Source organism: Pseudomonas sp. MWU12-2020, from assembly GCF_023100605.1.
Classification (GTDB): Bacteria; Pseudomonadota; Gammaproteobacteria; order Pseudomonadales; family Pseudomonadaceae; genus Aquipseudomonas; species Aquipseudomonas fluorescens_H.
The window spans coordinates 136,319-157,827 of the sequence record NZ_JALMEX010000009.1 but is presented as its reverse complement, the minus strand read 5'-3'; the positions used below and the strand labels follow the sequence as shown (position 1 = coordinate 157,827).

Annotated in this window: 21 protein-coding genes; 11 read left to right on the top strand and 10 right to left on the bottom strand. The window is 60.6% G+C overall.

Annotated elements, in window-relative coordinates:
• Window positions 1-31: 31 nt before the first annotated feature.
• Window positions 32-1,144 (bottom strand): enoyl-CoA hydratase/isomerase family protein, encoded by a 1,113-nt coding sequence (locus M0814_RS20520; protein ID WP_103485699.1) that lies wholly within the window; start codon window positions 1,142-1,144, stop codon window positions 32-34.
• 132 nt (window positions 1,145-1,276) lie between these two features.
• Between M0814_RS20520 and ung the strand changes: the two genes are divergently transcribed.
• Window positions 1,277-1,969 (top strand): uracil-DNA glycosylase, encoded by a 693-nt coding sequence (gene ung, locus M0814_RS20515; protein WP_103485702.1) that lies wholly within the window; start codon window positions 1,277-1,279, stop codon window positions 1,967-1,969.
• Between the two features lie 119 nt (window positions 1,970-2,088).
• Here the strand turns inward: ung and M0814_RS20510 are convergent, their stop codons facing one another.
• From M0814_RS20510 to M0814_RS20490, 5 genes are read right to left on the bottom strand one after another with little or no spacing between them, the layout of a single operon-like run.
• Window positions 2,089-3,123, bottom strand: coding sequence for an AbrB family transcriptional regulator (locus M0814_RS20510; protein ID WP_007963258.1), 1,035 nt, complete (start codon window positions 3,121-3,123; stop codon window positions 2,089-2,091).
• Window positions 3,116-4,630, bottom strand: a complete 1,515-nt coding sequence (locus M0814_RS20505) for a tripartite tricarboxylate transporter permease (RefSeq protein ID WP_003222538.1) — start codon at window positions 4,628-4,630, stop codon at window positions 3,116-3,118. The genes M0814_RS20510 and M0814_RS20505 overlap by 8 nt, the downstream gene beginning before the upstream one ends.
• 1 nt (window position 4,631) lies before the next feature.
• Window positions 4,632-5,090, bottom strand: a complete 459-nt coding sequence (locus M0814_RS20500) for a tripartite tricarboxylate transporter TctB family protein (RefSeq protein WP_103485700.1) — start codon at window positions 5,088-5,090, stop codon at window positions 4,632-4,634.
• Between the two features lie 58 nt (window positions 5,091-5,148).
• Window positions 5,149-6,126 (bottom strand): tripartite tricarboxylate transporter substrate binding protein, encoded by a 978-nt coding sequence (locus M0814_RS20495; RefSeq protein ID WP_103485701.1) that lies wholly within the window; start codon window positions 6,124-6,126, stop codon window positions 5,149-5,151.
• Window positions 6,127-6,165: 39 nt separating this feature from the next.
• Complete coding sequence (locus M0814_RS20490; RefSeq protein WP_003222544.1) at window positions 6,166-7,458, bottom strand: OprD family porin; 1,293 nt, start codon at window positions 7,456-7,458, stop codon at window positions 6,166-6,168.
• Between the two features lie 236 nt (window positions 7,459-7,694).
• Between M0814_RS20490 and M0814_RS20485 the strand changes: the two genes are divergently transcribed.
• Both M0814_RS20485 and M0814_RS20480 read left to right on the top strand, forming a co-directional pair.
• Window positions 7,695-8,366: a response regulator gene (locus M0814_RS20485; protein ID WP_003222545.1), complete on the top strand. Its 672-nt coding sequence runs from the start codon at window positions 7,695-7,697 to the stop codon at window positions 8,364-8,366.
• Window positions 8,359-9,744: a sensor histidine kinase gene (locus M0814_RS20480; RefSeq protein ID WP_003222546.1), complete on the top strand. Its 1,386-nt coding sequence runs from the start codon at window positions 8,359-8,361 to the stop codon at window positions 9,742-9,744. Before M0814_RS20485 ends, M0814_RS20480 begins: the two co-directional genes overlap by 8 nt.
• Window positions 9,745-9,896: 152 nt before the next feature.
• Here the strand turns inward: M0814_RS20480 and M0814_RS20475 are convergent, their stop codons facing one another.
• Window positions 9,897-10,718 carry an HDOD domain-containing protein gene (locus tag M0814_RS20475; protein ID WP_003222547.1) on the bottom strand — a complete coding sequence of 274 codons (822 nt, stop codon included), beginning with the start codon at window positions 10,716-10,718 and terminating at the stop codon, window positions 9,897-9,899.
• Between the two features lie 35 nt (window positions 10,719-10,753).
• Window positions 10,754-11,695: a folate-binding protein YgfZ gene (locus M0814_RS20470; RefSeq protein ID WP_103485633.1), complete on the bottom strand. Its 942-nt coding sequence runs from the start codon at window positions 11,693-11,695 to the stop codon at window positions 10,754-10,756.
• A 149-nt stretch (window positions 11,696-11,844) separates the two neighbouring features.
• On the opposite strand from M0814_RS20470, the gene M0814_RS20465 reads away from it, so the two are divergent.
• Together M0814_RS20465 and M0814_RS20460 are read left to right on the top strand one after the other, a co-directional pair.
• The gene (locus tag M0814_RS20465) at window positions 11,845-12,099 is read left to right on the top strand and encodes a succinate dehydrogenase assembly factor 2 (protein ID WP_003222550.1); all 255 of its coding nucleotides are present in this window, start codon (window positions 11,845-11,847) and stop codon (window positions 12,097-12,099) included.
• Window positions 12,083-12,535 carry a protein YgfX gene (locus M0814_RS20460; protein WP_103485632.1) on the top strand — a complete coding sequence of 151 codons (453 nt, stop codon included), beginning with the start codon at window positions 12,083-12,085 and terminating at the stop codon, window positions 12,533-12,535. Before M0814_RS20465 ends, M0814_RS20460 begins: the two co-directional genes overlap by 17 nt.
• Here M0814_RS20460 and nadB read toward each other — a convergent pair.
• Window positions 12,504-14,120, bottom strand: coding sequence for an L-aspartate oxidase (gene nadB, locus M0814_RS20455; RefSeq protein ID WP_003222555.1), 1,617 nt, complete (start codon window positions 14,118-14,120; stop codon window positions 12,504-12,506). The genes M0814_RS20460 and nadB overlap by 32 nt on opposite strands.
• Window positions 14,121-14,678: 558 nt before the next feature.
• Here nadB and rpoE point away from each other — a divergent pair.
• From rpoE to M0814_RS20435, 4 genes are all read left to right on the top strand, one after another.
• On the top strand, window positions 14,679-15,260 hold the full coding sequence (rpoE, locus tag M0814_RS20450) for an RNA polymerase sigma factor RpoE (RefSeq protein WP_003172477.1): 582 nt from the start codon (window positions 14,679-14,681) through the stop codon (window positions 15,258-15,260).
• Window positions 15,261-15,290: 30 nt separating this feature from the next.
• On the top strand, window positions 15,291-15,878 hold the full coding sequence (locus tag M0814_RS20445; protein ID WP_003222558.1) for an RseA family anti-sigma factor: 588 nt from the start codon (window positions 15,291-15,293) through the stop codon (window positions 15,876-15,878).
• A gap of 8 nt (window positions 15,879-15,886) precedes the next feature.
• Window positions 15,887-16,849, top strand: coding sequence for a MucB/RseB C-terminal domain-containing protein (locus M0814_RS20440; protein WP_103485631.1), 963 nt, complete (start codon window positions 15,887-15,889; stop codon window positions 16,847-16,849).
• A gap of 210 nt (window positions 16,850-17,059) precedes the next feature.
• Window positions 17,060-18,490: a DegQ family serine endoprotease gene (locus tag M0814_RS20435; RefSeq protein ID WP_003222562.1), complete on the top strand. Its 1,431-nt coding sequence runs from the start codon at window positions 17,060-17,062 to the stop codon at window positions 18,488-18,490.
• A 79-nt stretch (window positions 18,491-18,569) separates the two neighbouring features.
• Here M0814_RS20435 and M0814_RS20430 read toward each other — a convergent pair whose 3' ends face one another.
• Window positions 18,570-20,003, bottom strand: coding sequence for a M48 family metalloprotease (locus M0814_RS20430; RefSeq protein WP_003222564.1), 1,434 nt, complete (start codon window positions 20,001-20,003; stop codon window positions 18,570-18,572).
• Between the two features lie 98 nt (window positions 20,004-20,101).
• Between M0814_RS20430 and M0814_RS20425 the strand changes: the two genes are divergently transcribed.
• Window positions 20,102-20,341 (top strand): sulfurtransferase TusA family protein, encoded by a 240-nt coding sequence (locus tag M0814_RS20425; protein WP_103485630.1) that lies wholly within the window; start codon window positions 20,102-20,104, stop codon window positions 20,339-20,341.
• Window positions 20,342-20,373: 32 nt separating this feature from the next.
• On the top strand, window positions 20,374-21,444 hold the full coding sequence (locus M0814_RS20420) for an AI-2E family transporter (RefSeq protein ID WP_003222568.1): 1,071 nt from the start codon (window positions 20,374-20,376) through the stop codon (window positions 21,442-21,444).
• The last annotated feature ends 65 nt before the right edge of the window (window positions 21,445-21,509 follow it).

The following is a 21,509-nucleotide window of genomic DNA, read 5'->3' as shown; positions in this document are numbered from 1 at the left end:
GACAAGCGGGACTATCGCGGGCAGTTGCCAATTAATACTGCGACAGATCCGCCAACGGATGCCGACCTTCCCAGACCTTGTGAAAGTGCGCTTCCACCACCGCGTCCGGCACGGTATTGATGTCCGGCCAATGCCAGTGCGGTTTCTGATCCTTGTCGATCAGTCGCGCCCGCACCCCTTCACTGAATTCCGGATGCCGGCAGCAGTTGAGGCTCAGGGTGTATTCCATCTGAAAGACTTCGGCCAGCGACAGGTGGCGCGCACGGATGATTTGCTCCCAGACCAGGTGCGCGGTCAGCGGCGAACCCTCGCTCATGGTTTTCGCAGCACGGGCGATCAGCGGGTCGCTGCTGTCACGTTGCAGGCTGATGGCTTTCCAGGCGCAGGTGACGTCGCTGACGTCGAGCAGTTCGTCGATCTGCCGGCGGCGCGGCAACCACTGCGCCTCGGGCATCTGCCCCACGGCTTCCTGTTGCAGGGCCTTGAGCAGACTGTTGAGCTGCATGTCGGTCTGTTCCTGCCAGTTGAGTTGCAGCAGGCCTTCGATCAGCTGTGGTTGCTGCTCTTCAAGCAGAAAGCGGTCGGCCAGATCGAGATCGATCGCATCACGCCCGTTCATGTGCGCTCCGGTCAGACCAAGGAACAAGCCGAGCTTGCCCGGCAACCGTGACAAAAACCAACTGGCCCCGACGTCCGGATACAGACCGATGGTGATCTCCGGCATCGCCAGGCGACTGCTCGGCGTGACGATCCGCGTGCTGGCGCCTTGCAACAGGCCCATGCCGCCGCCGAGCACGTAACCGTGGCCCCAGCAGATCAGCGGTTTGGGGTAGGTGTGCAGGCTGTAGTCCAGGCGATATTCGGCGGCGAAAAACTGCGCGGCCAGCGGTGGGACTTCACCGGGATGGGCGCGACAGGCTTCCACCAGGCTGCGCACTTCGCCGCCGGCGCAGAACGCCTTGGCGCCGTTGCCGCGCAGCAATACGCAGACGATTTGTGGATCCTTGGCCCAGGCGTTCAACTTGTCGCTCAGGGCGTTGATCATCGGCAAGGACAGCGCATTGAGCGACTTTTCAGCGTCCAGGCTGGCGATCCCGAGGCGGGCGCCGTCGGTGCCGGTGAGTTCTTCGAAGTGCAGATTCATCGTGACCTCGATCGGGAAATTGAGCGTTCAGTATGATCGCTGTGTGGGAAAGTGCCGGATCTGCGTCAGATCAATTGACAAGCGTGGTCGGCTTTCCTAGGGTTCGCCCCATTGTTTTTGCCGGGTATGACCATGACTGCTGACGACCGTATCAAACTCGAACCGAGCTGGAAGGAGGCACTGCGTGCTGAGTTCGACCAGCCATACATGGCAGAGTTGCGCACTTTTCTGCAGCAGGAGCGGTCGGCCGGCAAGGAAATCTATCCGCCGGGACCGCTGATTTTCAACGCGCTGAATTCGACGCCGCTGGATAAAGTCAAAGTGGTGATCCTCGGCCAGGACCCGTACCACGGCCCGGGCCAGGCCCATGGCCTGTGCTTTTCGGTGCAACCCGGCGTGCCGGCTCCGCCGTCGCTGGTCAACATCTATAAAGAGTTGAAGCGCGACCTGAACATCGACATTCCCAACCACGGCTACCTGCAGAGCTGGGCCGATCAGGGCGTGTTGATGCTCAACACCACCATGACCGTCGAGCGGGCCAATGCCAACGCGCACAAGGACAAGGGCTGGCAGTTCTTCACCGACCGGATCATTGAAGTGGTCAGCGAACGCCAGCCGCATCTGGTGTTCATGCTGTGGGGCGCACATGCGCAGAGCAAGCAGAAGCTGATCGACGCGACCAAGCACCTGGTGCTGACGTCGGTGCATCCGTCGCCGTTGTCGGCTTATCGAGGCTTCCTCGGTTGCGGGCATTTCAGCCGGACCAACAAGTTTCTTGAGCAGAATGGCGAGGCGCCGATCGAGTGGCGGTTGCCGCCGGTTTGATCGGCTGACCGGACCGGCCCCTTCGCGAGCAAGCCCGCTCCCACATTGGTTTTGCGGCATGCACATAACCAATGTGGGAGCGGGCTTGCTCGCGAAGAAGGCAACTCGGTCTATCGGTGTTACTCGGGATTACGGTTCCAATACTTGAACAACGGCTCCGCCAGAAACAGCACAAACAGCAACCGCATTACCTGCATCGCCGTCACCAGCGGTACCGACAGTTGCAGGGTCTCCGCCGTCAGGCTCATTTCGGCAATGCCGCCGGGCATCATGCCCAGCGTCAGCGAACGCAAATCCAGATGGGTCAGCGCACTCAAACCCAACGCCGCCAATGTCGCGATCAACATGGTCAGTGCCGTGCCGATCAGCGTACGTCCCATGAATGACGGCGCGCGGCGGAAGAACTGTCGGTTGAAGTGACAGCCCAGCCCGCTGCCGATCAGCCACTGGCCGATCTGGCTGCCGCCATCCGGCAGGCCGATGTGCAAATCCCAGGCAATGCTCACCGTGGCACTGACCAGCAGCGGCCCGAACAGCCACGGATTGGGCTGACGCAAACGCTGCCAGAGCCAGGCGAGCAGGGCGCCCGTGGGAAACAGAATCGCCAGCCAGCGCCAATCGACGTTGCCGGCGTGAGATATCGGCGTACCGTCACCCAGCAGATATTTGAACGCGGCCGGCACGCACAGCACCACCACCAGCACCCGCAGACTTTGCCCCGCCGCCACATGGCTGAGCAGCGCGCCATTGCGTGCGCCGAGGTTGACCATCTCGCCTGAGCCGCCGGGCATGCTCGAGAAAAACGCCGTGGCGCGATCCTCGCCGGTACGGCGCATCAACCACACGCCGACCACCGCCGACAGACTGGTGACCAGCGCACCGAAGAAGATCAAACCGAAATGACTCAGCACCTGCTCCATCACCACCGGGGTGAAGTGCAGGCCGATGCCGATGCCGACGATCCATTGGCCGCATTTGCGCCCGCCAGGGATCTCGGTCAATTGCCAGGGTGTCAGGCAGCGCACCAGGATGATCGCCAGCAGCGAGCCGACCATCCACGGCAGTGGCCAGCCGATCTGGCTGGCGATAAAACCGCCAAGCAGACCGACCAGCGGGGTGGCCCACCAGCTTCTGAGGGAGGAGCGATCAGACATCGGCGATGGCGCGTTGCGCTGCCGAGCGTTTGCGCCAGATGCGCAGCAGCGGCATCAGCAACATGATCGCGGTCAGGACCCAGACACCGAAGGTGATCGGGCTCGACCAGAGGATTTCCAGCGCACCGTTGGAGATCGATAGCGCACGACGCAGGTTCTGCTCCATCAGCCCACCGAGAATGAACCCGAGCAGCACCGGCGACAGCGGGAAATCCAGCTTGCGCAGGATGTAACCGAAGATGCCGATGCCGACCATCAGGAACAGGTCGAAGGTGGTCGCATGCACGGCGTACACGCCGATCCCGGTGATGATTGCGATCACCGGCACCAGTGCCCAGTTCGGCACGGCGAGGATGCGGGTGAAGATGCGGATCATCGGGATGTTGAGGATCACCAGCATGATGTTGGCAATGAACAACGAGGCAATCAGGCCCCAGACGATGTCCGGTTGTTGTTGGAACAACAGCGGCCCCGGGGTGATGTTGTACAGCGACAGCGCGCCGATCATCACGGCGGTAGTGCCGGAACCGGGTACGCCGAGGGTCAGCATCGGCACCAGCGCGCCACAGGCCGAAGCGCCGATCGCGGTCTCCGGAGCGGCGAGGCCACGGGCGTCACCCTGACCGAATTTGCCGCCGGCACCGGCAATGCGTTTTTCGGTCATGTAGGCCACGGCGCTGGCCAGCGTCGCACCGGCACCCGGCAACACGCCCATGATGAAACCCAGCAGGCCGCAACGGATGTTCACCACGAACACCGACGCCGCTTCCTTGAAGTTGAACATCATGCGCCCGGTGGCCTTCACCGCTTCCTGGCCGCGATGGGTTTTTTCCAGCAGCAGGAGGATTTCACTGACCGAGAACAGCCCCAGCACCAACACCACGAACTGGATACCGTCGGTCAGGTGAATGTTGTTGCCGGTGAAGCGGTACACGCCGCTGTTGGCGTCGATGCCGACGGTCGACAGGAACAGCCCGATCAGCGCCGCAATAAAGGTCTTCAGCGGTCGATCACCGGCCATGCCGCCGAGGCAGACAATCGCGAACACCATCAGCACGAAGTATTCCGCCGGGCCGAAGGCAATCGCCCATTTCGCCAGCAGCGGGGCGAACAGCACCATGCCGCAGGTGGCGATGAACGCACCGATGAACGAACTCCACGCCGACAGCGACAGGGCGACACCGGCCAGACCCTGACGCGCCATCGGATAACCGTCGAGGGTGGTCATCACGGTGGAGGCTTCGCCCGGAATGTTCAGCAGGATCGAGCTGATCCGCCCGCCGTATTCGCAGCCCAGATACACCGCCGCCAGCAGAATCAGCGCCGACTCCGGTGGCAGGCCAAGGGCGAACGCGATCGGGATCAGCAGGGCCACGCCATTGATCGGGCCCAGGCCCGGCAACAGCCCGACCACGGTGCCGATCAGCGTGCCGGTCAGGGCCGTGACCAGGTTGTACGGGCTCAGCGCGACGCCGAAGCCCTGACCCAAATAACCGAGAGTATCCATATCAGTTCTCCAGAACGTCGAGCAGGCCCAGCGGCAGTGGAACGTCCATCAGACGGTCGAACAGCAGGTACAGACCGATGGCCATCAACGTTGTCACCACGATGCTGGGCAGCCAGCGACCGCCGTACAGGCGCGCCATCGGGATGCCGATCAGGATGCTGCTGAGGATGAAGCCCAGCGGTTCGAACAGGCCGGCGAACACCAGCAGCAGGACGACGCAGATGCCGATCTTGGTCAGGGTTTCGCGATCCAGCGGTGGCTCGTCTTCGCTGTGTTTGATCGGTGCCGGGCGGAACACCATGTACAGCAGCGCCACGCCCATCAAGCCGAGCATCAGCAGGGGAAAGGCACGCGGGCCGACCGGTTCATAAGAAAAAGCCGCTTGATACGGCCACGCCATCAGCGCCAGGCCGACGCAGGCCAGCAATAGCACCGAGGCGAAAATGCGTTGTAAGAGCATGGGAAACTCCTGTGCCGAGGCCTCGATGCGCGAGGCCACGGCGGCTAGAGAGAGACGATCACTGAATCAGGCCGAACTCTTTGGCCAGCACTTTGTAGTCCGCCACCTGCTTCTTCACGTAGGTGTCCAGCTCCGGGCCGGTCATGGCGAACGGGAACAGTTCACGTTGATCGCGCAGCTTGGCGAAATCGTCCGAGGCCAGCAGTTTGTCGAAGGCGTCTTTCCACCAGGCGTAGTCTTCGTCGCTGACTTTTGGCCCCAGGTAGAAACCGCGCACTACCGGCCAGACGATGTCGTAGCCCTGCTCGCGCGCGGTCGGGATGTCTTTCATTTCCGGTTCGTCGATGCGTTTATCGGCGAACACCGCGAGCAGACGCATATCACCGCTCTGGATGTGCGGCATGGAGTCGGAGATGTCGGTGCTGCCGACCTGGATGTGACCGCCGAGCAGTGCAGTAGCGATTTCGCCGCCGCCTTCGAGGGCGACGTAACGCAGGTCTCGCGGGTTGATTCCGGCGGCCTTGGCGATCAGTGCGGTCTGCATCCAGTCCTGACTGCCGACCGTACCGCCGGAACCGATCACCACTTTGCTCGGATCTTTCTTCAGCGCCTGAACGAGATCGTCGAGGGTCTTGTAGGGCGAATCGCTTTTCACCGCGATGGCGCCGTAACTGGTGCCGACGGCGGCCAGCCAGCGCACGTTGGTTTCATCGAAACGACCGAACTTGCCTTGCGCCAGGTTCAGCAACGAACCGCTGGACCATGCCACCAGCGTCCCGGCGTCGGCCGGGCGCTGGGCGACGACCGCGTTGTACGCCACCGCGCCGACACCACCGGGCATGTAGGTCACGCGCATCGGTTTGGTCAGCAGTTTTTCGTTGACCAGCGCGCTTTGCGCCAGTTTGCAGGTCAGGTCGAAACCACCACCGGGAGAGGCCGGTGCGATGCATTCGGGGCGTTTCGGTTCGGCCATCAGTTGGCCGGCGAACAGCATGACGCCGGCGGCTAGAGCAACTTTACGCAGTGATAAGTTCATCTATGTCTCCTTGGGAGTTGTTGTTATGGACGTACTGAATTACCAAAGGGCAACGCTATAGCTCACCAGCAGCCGCACTTCATCGGCATCGCGAGCGGAGTAGTTGGAACGGTAAGTGGCATTGCGCAGACGCACGGCAACGTCCTTCAGCGCGCCGCTTTGTACTACATATTTGATCTCGGTGTTGCGCTCCCACTCTTTGCCTTCGTCGCCATTCTTGAGCTTGATGTTGTCACCGCTCAGGTAACGGCTCATGAACGACAGGCCCGGGATGCCGAGGCGGGCGAAGTCGAAATCGTAACGCGCCTGCCACGAGCGTTCTTCGGCGCCGGCGAAGTCATTGATCTGCACGAAGTTGACCAGGTACGGGTCGCTGCCATCGACATACGGGAACGCGCTGTCGCCGGACATGTGCTGATAACCGGCAGTGAACTTGTGGCCGCTCAGGGCATAGCTGACCAGACCGTTGAGCGAGCGGTTGTCGATCTCGCCACCGCGGGCCGCGCCCTGATCGTCACTGACCGCAAAGCGCAGGTCGGTGGCGAACGTGCCCGGCCCCATTGGCCGCGAGGCGACCAGACCGAAGAAGTGCTGGTTATAGACTTCGTCGAGCTGGGCGAAGTGGTAACTGCCGGTGATCTTGTCGGTGAACTTGTAATCCACGCCGGCGAAATCGAAATGCTTGCCGGCCACGGTGCCAGCGAAACGGCTGTTCTTGTTGTTGAGGGCGATGTCCTCGAAATCGGTGCTGTCGCGATCCTTGGCTTTCTCCAGACGCCCGCCGGTGAAGGTCAGGTTCTTGATCTCTTTGGAGGTCAGCAAACCACCTTCAAAGGTCTGCGGCAGGATGCGTCCGTCATTCGGTTTGAGGATCGGCAGTTCCGGAATCAGGCTGCCGATTTTCAGTTCGGTGGCGGAGATTTTCACTTTGCCGGTCAGGCCGACTTTCGAGTATTCGTTCGCCGCTCGCCCGTCATCGTGGGTCGGCAGCAGGCCGGTGCCGGTGCGATCCGGGCTCGAATCAAGTTTGACTCCCAACATGCCCAGCGCATCGACACCGAACCCCACGGTGCCGTCGGTGTAACCCGATTGCAGATTGAGCATGAATCCCTGCGCCCATTCATCGCGCTTGGATTGCTGGGCACTGGTGCCATCACGAAAGTCGCGGTTGAAGTACATGTTGCGGGTTTCGAAGGTGGCGGAACTGTCTTCGATGAAGTCGGCGTAGCTCAGCGGCGAAAAACCGGCGAGGGCAGCAGTGCTGGCGAGGGTGGCGTGGCGCAAACGAGAAGGACGAACAGGCTTGAGAGCCTTGGTCTGCAAGGACGGCATGCGGGTGTACTCCGTTTATTGTTCTTATTGGTCGAAAACGCATCGGGGCGTTTTTCGTATCGCTGTGTGGCAGCAGCGACGGCAGTCGGAACTGTCAGTGGGCGGACTCTAGCGGGCTAACCTTTCACTAACCTTTCAGCCGGATTTCGCGGTTTTCGGGCTTCACAGCGGCGGTTGCGGCTGTAAACTCCGCGGCAAAGAATGGCGTCGGCCATCCGTGAATGAGGTAACGATCCATGCGTGTCCTGCTCGTCGAAGACCATCTGCAACTGGCCGAAAGTGTCGCTCAGGCGCTCAAGAGCACCGGTCTGACCGTGGACGTATTGCACGACGGTGTGGCTGCCGACCTGGCGCTGGGCAGCGAGGAATACGCGATGGCGATCCTTGATGTCGGTCTGCCGCGCATGGACGGTTTCGAGGTGCTGGCGCGCTTGCGCGCACGCGGCAAGAACCTGCCGGTGTTGATGCTGACGGCGCGCAGCGATGTGAAGGACCGGGTCCACGGCTTGAATCTCGGCGCCGACGATTACCTGGCCAAACCGTTCGAACTGACCGAACTCGAAGCGCGGGTCAAAGCTCTGCTGCGGCGCAGCGTGCTCGGTGGCGAGCGTCAACAGCGCTGCGGTGTGCTGGCCTACGATCTCGACACCCGGCGCTTCAGCCTCGGCGAAGAACTGCTCACGTTGACCTCTCGCGAACAGGCGGTGCTCGAAGCGTTGATCGCCCGTCCGGGGCGGGTGATGAGCAAAGAGCAACTGGCCGCACAGGTATTTGGTCTCGACGAAGAAGCCAGCCCCGACGCGATCGAAATCTACGTGCATCGCCTGCGCAAGAAACTCGACGGCCAACCGGTGGCGATCGTGACTTTCCGTGGCCTCGGTTACTTGTTGGAAAGCCGCGATGCATAAGCCCAGCAGCCTGCGCTGGCGGTTGCTGTGGAACCTCGCGTTGTTGCTGGTGGTGTTGATGCTCGCCAGTGGTTTGAGCGCGTACTGGAACGGGCGCGAAGCCGCCGACACGGCCTACGACCGAACCCTGTTGGCCTCGGCGCGAACCATCGCCGCCGGTCTCTCGCAACGCGACGGCACGCTCAGTGCCGACGTGCCCTACGTGGCCCTCGATACCTTCGCCTACGACAGCGCCGGGCGGATTTACTACCAGGTCAACGACATCCATCAGAAGCTGATTTCCGGCTACGAAAACCTCCCCGGGCCGCCACCCGGCACCCCGAGAACCGACAGCTATCCAGCGCTGGCGCGTTTCTATAACGCGACGTATCGCGGGCAGAACGTGCGTGTGGTCAGTCTGCTCAAGGCCGTCACCGAACCGAACATGAATGGCATGGCGGAAATCCGTGTCGCGGAAACCGACGAGGCGCGAGTCGCCATGGCTCGCAGTCTGGCGGCTGATACGCTGCTGCGCTTGGGCATGCTCGCGATCGGCGCCTTGTTGCTGGTGTGGTTTGCAGTGAGTGCGGCGCTGCGTCCGCTGGAGCGTTTGCGCACGGCGGTGGAAGAACGACAGTCGGACGACCTCCGGCCGCTGCCGCTGGTGGAAGTGCAGCGCGAATTGTGGCCGCTGGTGCGTGCACTCAACCATTTCACCGAGCGGTTGCGCGGGCAGTTCGAACGGCAGGCGCAGTTCATCGCTGATGCCGCACACGAACTGCGTACGCCGCTGGCGGCGTTGAAGGCGCGGCTGGAGTTGGGGCTGCGTTCGACGGAACCGCAAACCTGGCGCAGTACCCTGGAATCCTCTGCGCAAAGCACCGATCGCCTGACCCATCTGGCCAATCAACTGCTGTCGCTGGCTCGCGTGGAAAACGGTGCCCGGGCGATCGCCGAGGGCGGCGCGCAACTGTTGGATCTGAGTCAATTGGCCCGCGAATTGGGCATGGCCATGGCACCCTTGGCGCATGCTCGTGGGGTCGCGCTGGCGCTGGAGGCGGATGAGCCGGTTTGGTTGCGGGGTGAACCGACGTTGCTCAATGAACTGCTGAGCAACCTGGTGGACAACGCGCTGGCGCATACGCCGCCGGGCGGCAATGTGATTCTGCGGGTCGCGGCACCGGCGGTGCTTGAGGTTGAAGATGACGGGCCGGGGATTCCGCTGGAGGAGCGTGATCGAGTGTTTGAACGCTTCTACCGGCGCAATCAGCAGGTCGCAGGTTCAGGGTTGGGGCTGGCGATTGTCGGGGAAATCTGCCGGGCGCATCTGGCGCAGATCACGTTGCATGATGGCGAGCAGGCCGGTTTGAAGGTTCGAGTGAGTTTTATTGCTGGATAGCAGCCGAGATGGCTTTTGTGGCGAGGGAGCTTGCTCCCGCTCGGCTGCGCAGCAGTCGTGATCCCTGAGTGCAAGGTTTGCCTGATGAAGGGAGGCTGCCTGGTTTTGGGGCCGCTTCGCAGCCCAGCGGGAGCAAGCTCCCTCGCCACAGGTCAGTAAAACATCGTCCGCGACTCTTCCAGATCCGCGCACAATTCCTTGTTCTCCGGATCGATCCCCAGTTTCCTGAACGCCGGCACACTGAGCGGATCAATCCGTGAAATCGGATGATCGCTGTCTTTGTGGCAATACAGACTCGCCACCTGCACCAGATCGACGTAATCGATGTGCGCCGAGTCGCGTTTGAAATCCAGGTACAGTCCCGGCAACGCCACCAGTTGCTCGGGAAACTCCCAGACCCGCAACAGTTTATCGCCCAGTAGCGGATGAATATGGTCGATCACATGATTGAGGCTGACCGGATCCGACAGCAGTTCGTAGTGATCTTCGGCGTAGGTCAGGATCGGCAGCACGCCGATCTGATGCACCAGTCCGCCGAGCGCTGCCTGATCAGGCTTGAGTTGGGTATGCCGACGGCACAACGCATAACTGACACCGGCGATTTCCAGACTCTTGCGCCAGACTTCGCGCATCTTCTGTTCGACCACTTCGGAGCGGGCGTGGAAGATCTGTTCCATCACCAGACCGATCGCCAGGTTGCTGCTGTAGTTGACCCCCAGCCGGGTGATCGCGGTGTGCAGATCGGTGACTTCCTGGGTCGCGCGCAGCAACGGGCTGTTGACCACTTTGATCAGGCGCGCCGACAGCGCCGTGTCGCGGCCAATCACTTTGCTCAGGGTGCTGACGCTGATTTCCGGGTCTTCGGCGGCCTTGCGAATTTGCAGGGCCACTTCCGGTAACGTTGGCAGAACCAGGTCATCGTTATCGATGGCCTCAACCAAATCCTGTTGGACCTTATCCGCCAGCTCGCTCATGTGGACTCTCTAGGGTGTTGCAACAAAAGCTGCGATCAGCGCTGGATTTCGCGGTCGCGATCCAGTTCGTAGGGCAAGTCGAGCAAATGCAGGGCTGGCCCTTCGAGGGCGCCCAAGTGCAAATCACCCGCTTCGGCAGCTTCGGCCTGCAACACCGCCAGCAGTTCAATTTTTTCTTCGGCGCGGGCAGCAATCACCACTTCGCCGATGGCACTGCCATGGCTTGGGGCGAATAGCGGGGTGCCCGGCTCCGGCAGTTCGCTCGCGTCCAGCTGCACGCGGTAGAGACGACGCTTGAGCTTGCCGAGGTACTGCATGCGCGCGACGATTTCCTGGCCGGTGTAGCAGCCTTTCTTGAAACTCACGCCACCGACGGCCTGCAGGTTGAGCATCTGCGGGATGAACAGCTCGCGGGTGGTCGGCATGACCTGGCCGATACCGGCGCGGATCTGCCCCAGCAGCCATTGGTTCAGATTGCCCTCGGACAGGGCGGCGGCCAATTTGGCCTTGATGGCATCGACTTGATCGGCCGGAACCCAGAGTTCGGCGCGATCCGGCGAGACGCGAATCGCGATCAGACCTGCGTTGCGCACCACGCTGTCGGTTACGCCTGGCAGGTTCAGACCCAGGCTGGCCAACGCAGCGTCGCCGTGCTCCAGGCCAAAACGCACCCAGGCGGCGCTTTCGTCGGTCAGTTTGGATTTGGAGAACACCGCGTACTTTTTCAGATCCGCCAGTTGTGGCTCCAGCAGTTCGCTGGCCATCGCCAGCAGCAGGCCGTCACCTTCGAGCAGAATGCGGAAGCTCGACTGCATCCGGCCTTTTTGCGTGCAGCGCGCGCCCAGGCTGGCCTGGCTGTCGCTGAGGTAATTGATGTTGCAGGTCAATTGGCCTTGCAGGAATTTGCCGGCATCCACGCCGCGAACCGCGAGTACGCCTTCATGAGACAGGGTGCAGAAAAAAGCAGAATCGGCCATGGGTCATCGCAGGGTAAAAAGTCTGGGGCACATCATAAGGGCGCGTTGTTGAAATGGGTAGTTGATAAAGGATCGGTGGTGCCCGACCAAAGCCGACTGTGCGACCCGCGTCGGGGCTGTATACTGCGCGCCTATTTGAGGAGGGCTCCATGGTCGAACAAGTTGAACTCAATCGCCTCTTCTGGCACAGCCGCCGTGGCATGCTGGAACTTGACGTGCTGCTGGTGCCGTTCGTGAAAGAGGTCTATCCGCACCTCAACCAGGTCGATCGCGACTTGTATGTCCGTCTGCTGACCTGTGAGGATCAGGATATGTTCGGCTGGTTCATGGAGCGCAGCGAGTCCGAAGACCCTGAGCTGCAGCGCATGGTGCGGATGATCCTGGACCGTGTTCAGCCCAAGTAACACCTTCGAATGCCGCTGGCATGCCTCACGGCAGTTGCTGGCGGCGTATCTGTTGGCCCAGGCGTTCGCTTTGGGTGCCTTGTTTCTTCTGTCGATTCCACTTTGGGCCAGTCTGCTCGGGGCTTTCGCCTGTCTGCTACACGCCGCGTGGGTGGTGCCACGGCAGATTCTGCTGAAGCATCCGCAGGCTTTTTGCGGATTGCGCCGCGACGCCGATGGCTGGCAGTTATGGAATCAGGCGGGTGGCTGGCAAGCGGTTCAGTTGCGCCCCGACAGCCTGGCGTTGCCACTGATTGTGGTGCTGCGTTTTCGTTTGCGCGGGGAGCGGCGGGTGCGCTCGATCTGCGTGCCGCGAGACTCGCAGGCAGCCGATGTGCATCGACGCCTGCGGGTACGGCTCAAGTTCAGCCGGCGTAGGTGGGCGGCACCAGAATAGTGTCGAGCGCCTCGGGCAGCAGGTTCGGGTAGTCGAGGGTGTAATGCAGTCCACGACTTTCCTTGCGTTCCATGGCCGAGCAGATCATCAGTTCGGCTACTTGCGCCAGATTACGCAGCTCAATCAGGTCGCGGCTGACTTTATAGTTGCTGTAAAACTCGTCGATCTCGTCCAGCAACAGACGCACGCGGTGCTGAGCCCGTTGCAGGCGCTTGTTGGTGCGCACAATGCCTACGTAGTCCCACATGAACCGACGCAGCTCGTCCCAGTTGTGGGCGATGATCACGTCTTCGTCGGAATCGGTCACCTGGCTGGCGTCCCATTCGGGCAGGGCGTTCGGCGCGGCGACGTCATCCAGTTGCGCAAGAATGTCCGCTGCCGCCGAGCGGGCATAGACGAAACATTCGAGCAGCGAGTTGCTGGCCATGCGGTTGGCACCATGCAGACCGGTGAAGCTGGTTTCGCCGATCGCGTACAGCCCCGGCACGTCGGTGCGACCGTGCTGGTCGACCATCACCCCACCACAGGTGTAGTGCGCCGCCGGTACGACCGGGATCGGTTGCTTGGTGATGTCGATGCCGAAACCCAGGCAACGTTCGTAGACGGTCGGGAAGTGGCTTTTGATGAAAGCTTCAGGCTTGTGGCTGATATCGAGATAGACGCAGTCGACGCCCAGGCGCTTCATTTCATGGTCGATGGCCCGGGCGACGATGTCGCGCGGCGCCAGTTCGGCACGTTTATCGAAACGCGGCATGAAACGTTCGCCGTTGGGCAGCTTCAGGTGCGCGCCTTCGCCACGTAGTGCTTCTGTGATCAGGAAGCTCTTGGCCTGCGGGTGATACAGGCAAGTGGGGTGGAACTGATTGAATTCCAGGTTCGCTACCCGGCAACCCGAGCGCCAGGCCATGGCGATGCCATCACCGCAGGCGCCGTCGGGGTTGCTGGTATAGAGGTAGACCTTGGCCGCGCCGCCTGACGCGAGGATCACGAAGCGCGCGCCGTAGGTGTCGACTTCGCCGGTCGCGCGATTCAGCACATAGGCGCCAAGGCAGCGCTCGCCGTCCATGCCCAGACGGCGCTCAGTGATCAGATCAACGGCAACCCGTTGCTCAAGCAACTCGATATTGGCGCGCTCTCTGGCCTGGGCGAGGAGGGTGGTGAAAATCGCTGCACCGGTCGCATCGGCTGCGTGGATGATGCGCCGATGGCTGTGACCGCCTTCACGGGTCAGGTGGAATTCGAAACCGCCGTCTTCGGTCCCGGACTGTTCGTCGCGGGTGAAGGGCACGCCTTGGTCGATCAGCCACTGGATGGCTTCGCGGCTGTGCTCGACGGTGAAGCGCACCGCGTCTTCATGGCACAGACCGCCGCCGGCGTTAAGGGTGTCGTCGACGTGGGATTCGACAGTATCGGTATCGTCCAGCACGGCAGCGACACCGCCCTGGGCCCAATAGGTCGAGCCGTTGGCCAGATCGCCTTTGCTCAATACGGCAATGCGCAAGTGACCCGGCAGGGTCAGCGCGAGACTCAAACCGGCAGCGCCGCTGCCAATGACCAGAACATCGTGTTGAAACTGTTGGCTCATTTCAGGATTCCGCTCAAAGCGACCCGGATCGGGGGTGGCGCAAGACAGCTGGATCGGCGAGTCAAGACAGCCACACAGCCCACTAGTATATAGAGGGGGGGAGCGGCACAATAGCCGGGCTCGTATGGCATTGTGAAACTACTGTGACGACAAAAGCTTGACGCTTCGTCGGACGTTTTTTTCCGTCGTTTTGGGAAAAGGCGACTGTATCGAGGATGAAACAGGCTTTTTCCGCGCACGGTCGCTCAATGTCGCTTGAGCGCGGCTATAAATAATTGGAACTTTTGCCAGAGGCCCAAGATCAATAGTCCGTTGCCTGAAGCACGGGACAGTGTCGGCTTCAATGCAAAACCTGCGAATTGGGTTTTGCCGGCGAACCGATGACAAGATTATTCGCGCAGCCGGTTTATCCCGCGCTGCGTTTTTCGTGCGTGCCAAATCAGAGCCCGCAGGAAACTTGCCTGGAGGGGGAGAACTTTTGCGAAAAGCCCGAGTCTATGTTTGCAAGTCTGGTCGTTTAGTTATGCAAGCCTCCTCCATGCTTATCGAGGAGTGTTCATGCTAACCCAGGAAGAGGATCAGCAGCTGGTCGAGCGCGTTCAGCGTGGCGACAAGCGAGCTTTCGATCTGCTGGTGCTGAAGTATCAGCACAAAATTCTCGGGTTGATCGTGCGTTTCGTGCACGACACCCATGAAGCCCAGGATGTGGCTCAGGAAGCCTTTATCAAGGCCTACAGAGCGCTAGGAAACTTTCGCGGAGACAGCGCGTTCTATACGTGGCTTTACCGCATTGCCATCAACACGGCAAAAAACTATCTGGTTTCACGCGGCCGCCGGCCGCCGGATAGCGATGTAAGTTCTGAAGATGCGGAGTTCTACGACGGCGATCATGGCCTCAAGGATCTCGAATCACCGGAACGCGCATTGCTGCGGGATGAGATCGAAGGCACCGTCCATCGAACCATTCAGCAACTGCCAGAGGATTTACGTACGGCTTTAACTTTACGTGAATTCGATGGTCTGAGTTACGAGGACATTGCGAGCGTCATGCAGTGTCCGGTGGGTACCGTGCGCTCCCGGATTTTCCGCGCCCGGGAGGCCATCGATAAAGCCCTGCAGCCGTTGTTGCAGGAAAACTGAGACAGCGGCGACAGCCAAGAGAGGAACGCCATGAGTCGTGAAGCCCTGCAGGAATCGCTGTCCGCAGTGATGGATAACGAAGCGGACGAACTGGAATTGCGTCGAGTGATCAATGCACTGGACGATGTTGAAACCCGTGAGACCTGGGCTCGTTATCAGATCGCTCGGGCAGCGATGCACAAGGATCTGCTACTTCCGCGTCTGGACATTGCTGCGGCAGTTTCTGCTGCGCTGGAAGACGAAACGGCTCCAGCCAAAGTATCCCGTGGCCCATGGCGCAATCTTGGCCGTCTGGCCGTTGCAGCGTCGGTGACTGTTGCGGTGCTGGCCGGTGTGCGCCTGTACAATCAGGACGAAATCGCTGGCGTCGAGCTGGCCCAGCAGTCCAATCAGCCTTCGCTGGTTGCGCCTCAGGTCAAAGGCCCGGCTGTTCTGGCAGGCTACAAGGAAAGCTCGGAAACCACAGGCCCGATGGCCAACGGCGTACTGCAAGGTCAGCCAGGCTGGCACGATCAGCGTCTGCCAGGCTATCTGCGTCAGCATGCCCAGCAGGCTGCACTGAAAGGTACTGAAAGCGCACTGCCTTATGCGCGTGCAGCAAGCATGGAAAACCGTTAAGGAGGATCATGCGCGCCATACCTCTACTTTCGCTTCTGCTTGGTGGCTGGTTCGTTGTTCCAGCCCATGCCGACGAGGCTCAGGACTGGTTGACCCGCCTGGGCCAGGCCGAGCAGCAGCAAAGCTTCCACGGCACTTTCGTATACGAGCGTAACGGTAGTTTTTCTACCCACAACATCTGGCATCGTGTCCAGAATGGCCAGGTCCGCGAGCGTTTGCTTCAGCTCGATGGCTCGGCTCAGGAAGTCGTGCGCGTTGATGGACATACTCAATGCGTCAGCGGCACCCTGATTGCGGGGTTGGGAGACTCACCCAACTCGACCGCTCGTTCGCTTGATCCCCAAAAGCTGAAAAACTGGTATGACCTTGCTGTCATCGGCAAGTCGCGCGTGGCCGGGCGTGATGCGGTAATCGTTTCGCTGACGCCTCGTGACCAGCATCGCTACGGCTTCGAACTGCATCTGGATAAACAGACTGGTTTGCCACTCAAGTCGTTGCTGCTCAATGACAAGGGGCAGTTACTCGAGCGCTTCCAGTTCACCAGCCTTGATACCGCTGATGCCCCTTCTGACAAAGATCTGCAACCTGGCACCGATTGCAAGGCAATCACCCTCGACAGTGACAAGGCCTCCGCCGTTAAGACGGCCCAGGTCTGGCATTCGGACTGGCTGCCTCCGGGGTTTGTGCTGACCAGCAGTACCTCGCACAAAGACCCGGAAACCAAGACTCAGGTCAGCAGCCTGATGTATGACGACGGGCTGGCGCGGTTTTCGGTGTTTCTCGAGCCGTTGAACGGCGCGACAGTCACCGATACCCGCACACAGCTCGGGCCGACCGTCGCTGTTTCCCGCCGTCTGACCACGCCTGAAGGCGAGATGATGGTGACGGTGGTCGGTGAAATACCCATTGGCACGGCCGAACGGATTGCCCTGTCGATGCGTAACGATGGCGCTGCAACCAGCAAGCAGTGAGCTGATTTCAGTCATTTCCACCTCTTCGTCGAGACGTAGATGAAATGTTTGCTCAGCATTTTCATTTGCAAATCACCCGAAAGTTTTTTATAGGTCAGAGCCTCACGGCTCTGGCCTTGTCTGTTGTTCCCGGAACAAAAATGCCGGCCCGCGGTTCCCGGTGTTCCTTGCTCCATATCGCTTAACCCTGCTCGTCGTAACGGGAGCTGTATGTCGATACTTAGCTTGAAGTCTTATCTCTCCATTTTCGCCACCGTGCTGGTGCTCGGTCAGGCTGTTCCCGCTGCCCAGGCGGCCGACTTGCCGGACTTCACCCAACTGGTTGAACAGGCCTCGCCTGCGGTGGTGAACATCAGTACCACACAGAAGCTGCCGGATCGCAAAGTGAACCAGCAGATGCCTGACCTGGAAGGCTTGCCGCCTATGTTGCGCGAGTTCTTCGAGCGCGGCATGCCGCCTCAGCAGCGTTCGCCACGCGGTGATCGCCAGCGTGAAGCGCAATCGCTGGGTTCGGGCTTCATCATTTCATCGGATGGCTACATCCTGACCAACAACCATGTGATTGCCGATGCCGACGAAATCCTCGTGCGTCTGGCTGATCGCAGTGAAATGAAAGCCAAGCTGATCGGCACCGACCCGCGTTCCGACGTGGCCCTGCTGAAAATCGATGGCAAGGATCTGCCGGTGCTCAAGCTCGGCAAGTCCCAGGACCTGAAGGCTGGTCAGTGGGTCGTAGCGATCGGTTCGCCGTTCGGCTTTGACCATACCGTGACTCAGGGCATCGTCAGCGCCGTCGGCCGTAGCCTGCCGAACGAAAACTACGTGCCGTTCATCCAGACCGACGTGCCGATCAACCCGGGTAACTCCGGTGGTCCGCTGTTCAATCTGAACGGTGAAGTGGTCGGGATCAACTCGCAGATCTACACCCGTTCCGGTGGTTTCATGGGTGTGTCGTTCGCCATCCCGATTGACGTAGCCATGGACGTTTCCAATCAGCTGAAAAGCGGTGGCAAGGTCAGTCGCGGTTGGCTGGGTGTGGTCATCCAGGAAGTAAACAAGGATCTGGCCGAGTCGTTCGGTCTTGATAAGCCGGCCGGTGCGCTGGTTGCGCAGATTCAGGATGACGGTCCGGCAGCCAAGGGCGGCCTGCAAGTGGGTGACGTGATCCTGAGCATGAACGGTCAGCCGATCGTCATGTCCGCCGACCTGCCACACCTGGTCGGTGCGCTGAAGGCTGGCGCCAAGGCCAACCTCGAAGTGATTCGTGACGGCAAGCGCAAGAATGTCGAGCTGACAGTCGGCGCAATTCCGGACGAAGACAAAGAGCTGGCATCGCTACCGAAATCCGGCGCGGAAAGCAGCAGCAACCGCCTCGGTGTGTCGGTGGTCGAATTGACCGATGAACAGAAGAAAGCCTACGACCTCAAAGGCGGCGTGGTCATCAAGGACGTCCAGGATGGTCCTGCAGCCCTGATCGGTCTGCAGCCGGGTGATGTGATCACTCACCTGAACAACCAGGCCATCGGCTCCACCAAGGAGTTCGGCGAGATCGCCAAGGCGCTGCCGAAGAATCGTTCGGTGTCGATGCGCGTTCTGCGTCAAGGCCGGGCCAGCTTCATCACCTTCAAACTGGCTGAATAATCCGGTTGCGGTGAAATAAAAAACCGCCTCGAAAGAGGCGGTTTTTTTATGCCTGAAACAATGTTTCGAGGAGGAAAACTCAGCCCATCATGTCCTTGATCATGCGCTCCTGCTCCATCAGCTCACGCTGGCGTGCATCGATCCGCGAGGACAGCGGGAAGTTGCTGCCAGCCTTGCGTTTGGCAAAGTCGAGCTGCTGGATCGCCTGACGATAATCACCCACCAGCGCGAAGTATTCGGCGCGAGCCTGATGCAAGCCGATGATGTTCCCTGACAAGCCACGGGTTTCGGCAACCTGATACCACACGTCCGGATCATTCGGGCGGGATTTGAGCAGGCCTTCAAGGGCTTTCTCCGCGTCGGCGGTGCGATTCTGTTTCAGCAGCAGATCGACGCGGACCTGATTCAGCGGGTAGTTGCCCGGATATTGCGTGAGCATCCGGTCAACCCGCGTTTGCGCATCCGGCAGGCGGTTGTTGGTGATGTCCAGGTCGATCTGCGCGAGGTTATAGATGATCTCGTTCGGCGACTTGGCCAGCAACTGCTTGAGGTTCTCCCGCGCTTCATTGAGCTGAGCGCCTTTGATCTGGGCGATCGCCAGGCCATAGCGCGCCACGTCGTTTTTCGGGTTCTCGTCCAGTTGGGCGCGGAAGCGCTTGGCGCCCAGGCCCGGAGTTTCTTCATAGATCAGTTGGACGCGGGCACGAATCAGCTGATAGCGCATGCTGTCTTCAATACCGCCCTGTGGTGCCTGCTCGGCGCGGTTGCGGGTGTCGGCGATACGCGATTCGGTGACCGGGTGAGTCAGCAGAAATTCCGGCGGCTTCGCGTCGAAGCGATACTGGCGCATCAGGCGCTCGAACATGGTCGGCATCGAACGTGGGTCGTAGCCGGCCTTTTCCAGGTTGAGGATGCCGATGCGGTCGGCTTCCTGTTCGTTCTGGCGCGAGAAGGTGCGTTGCGATTGAATCGCCGCGGCCTGAGTGCCGGCGATGGTCGCGATCCCGGCATCACCGCCCCCGGCGGCGGCAATCACGATCCCGGCGAGCAGCGCCGCCATCATCGGCACCTGCATCCGCTGCGAAGCCTCGACGCCGCGCGCGAAGTGGCGTTGCGACAAGTGAGCCAGTTCGTGGGCCAGTACCGAAGCGTATTCGCCTTCAGTCTGCGCGTTGAGGAACAGCCCGCCGTTGACCCCGACCACGCCACCCGGCGCCGCGAAGGCGTTGAGTTGCGGGCTGTTGATCAGGATGAACTCCAGACGGCGGTCAGTCACTTGGCTGGTTTCCACCAGCTTATAGACGCTGGACTCGACGTAGTCCTTGAGCTGCGGGTCGTTGAGCTGTGCAACCTGGCTGCGCAACATGGCCAGCCAGGCGCGGCCGAGCTGGTATTCCTGTTGCGGTGAGACAATGGCAGAACTGGCGTCGCCAAGTGACGGCAGATCGTCGGCAAAGCCCGGTGAGGCGAGCAGGCAAGCGAGCGTCAGCAGGGTAGGGCGCAGAAATGTCATGCACAAAGCCTTAGAAGACAAAGACCTTACTGTAGCCGGACACCGGGCTTGCGACCAGATATTCTAGGCAGCTCAATTACCCGAACCGGAGTGACGCAATGACCGACCCTGTAACCCATGACTGTGAACTGGACGCCAGTGGTCTGAATTGCCCGTTGCCGTTGCTCAAGGCCAAAATGGAACTCAACAAGCTGCCCAGTGGCGCCGTGCTCAAGGTGATCGCCACGGATGCCGGCTCGCAGCGCGACTTCCGCACCTTTGCCCGTCTGGCCGGTCATACGCTGCTGCGCGAAGAAGACGAAGCAGGCGTCTACCGTTACTGGTTGAAGAAAGCCTGAAACCGACAGCGTAAAAGACCTAAGGATTATTGATGTTCAAAGTGTTACGCGACTGGATTCAGCGCTACTTTTCCGATGAAGAAGCGGTGGTGCTGGCGGTGCTGCTGTTTCTCGCCTTTACCGCGGTGCTCACCCTCGGAGGGATGCTCGCGCCGGTATTGGCCGGGATGGTGCTGGCGTATCTGATGCAAGGACTGGTGCTCGCTCTTGAGCGCATGCGCTTGCCTGGTGCGGCGGCGGTGGGGCTGGTGTTCGCGCTGTTCATGGGCGTGTTGCTGGTGTTCATCGTGGTGGTCTTGCCGCTGCTGTGGCATCAGTTGATCACGCTGTTCAACGAACTGCCGGGCATGCTCGCCAAGTGGCAGTCGCTGCTGTTGCTGCTGCCGGAGCGCTATCCGCATCTGGTCTCCGACGAGCAGGTACTGCAGGCCATCGAAGCGGCGCGTGGCGAGATCGGCAAGTTCGGCCAATGGGCGCTGACCTTCTCGCTGTCGAGCCTGCCGCTGCTGGTCAACATCATGATCTATCTGGTGCTGGTACCGATCCTGGTGTTCTTCTTCCTCAAGGATCGGGCCATGATCGGCGAGTGGGTGCGCGGCTATCTGCCCCGTGAGCGGGCGCTGATCACCCGCGTGGCGCAGGAAATGAATCGGCAGATCGCCAATTACATTCGCGGCAAGGTCATCGAGATCGTGATTTGTGGCGGTGTGACCTATATCGCCTTCGTCGCCCTTGGCCTCAACTATGCGGCGCTGCTGGCGTTGCTGGTCGGGGTGTCAGTGGTGGTGCCGTACGTCGGCGCGGTGGTGGTGACCGTGCCGGTGCTGCTGATTGCCTTGTTCCAGTGGGGCTGGAGCGATCAGTTCATCTATCTGATGGCGGTCTACGGGATCATTCAGACCCTGGATGGCAACGTGCTGGTGCCGTTGCTGTTTTCCGAGGCGGTTAACCTGCACCCGGTAGCGATCATCTGCGCGGTGCTGTTGTTTGGCGGGCTATGGGGATTCTGGGGAGTGTTCTTCGCGATTCCGCTGGCGACGCTGTTCAAGGCAGTGCTGGATGCGTGGCCGCGCAAGGAGCCAGTAGTAGCTCCATTGCTTTAGAACCGAATTATTCGTTGAGGCTTATGGCCCCTTCGCGAGCAAGCCCGCTCCCACTGTTGACCGAG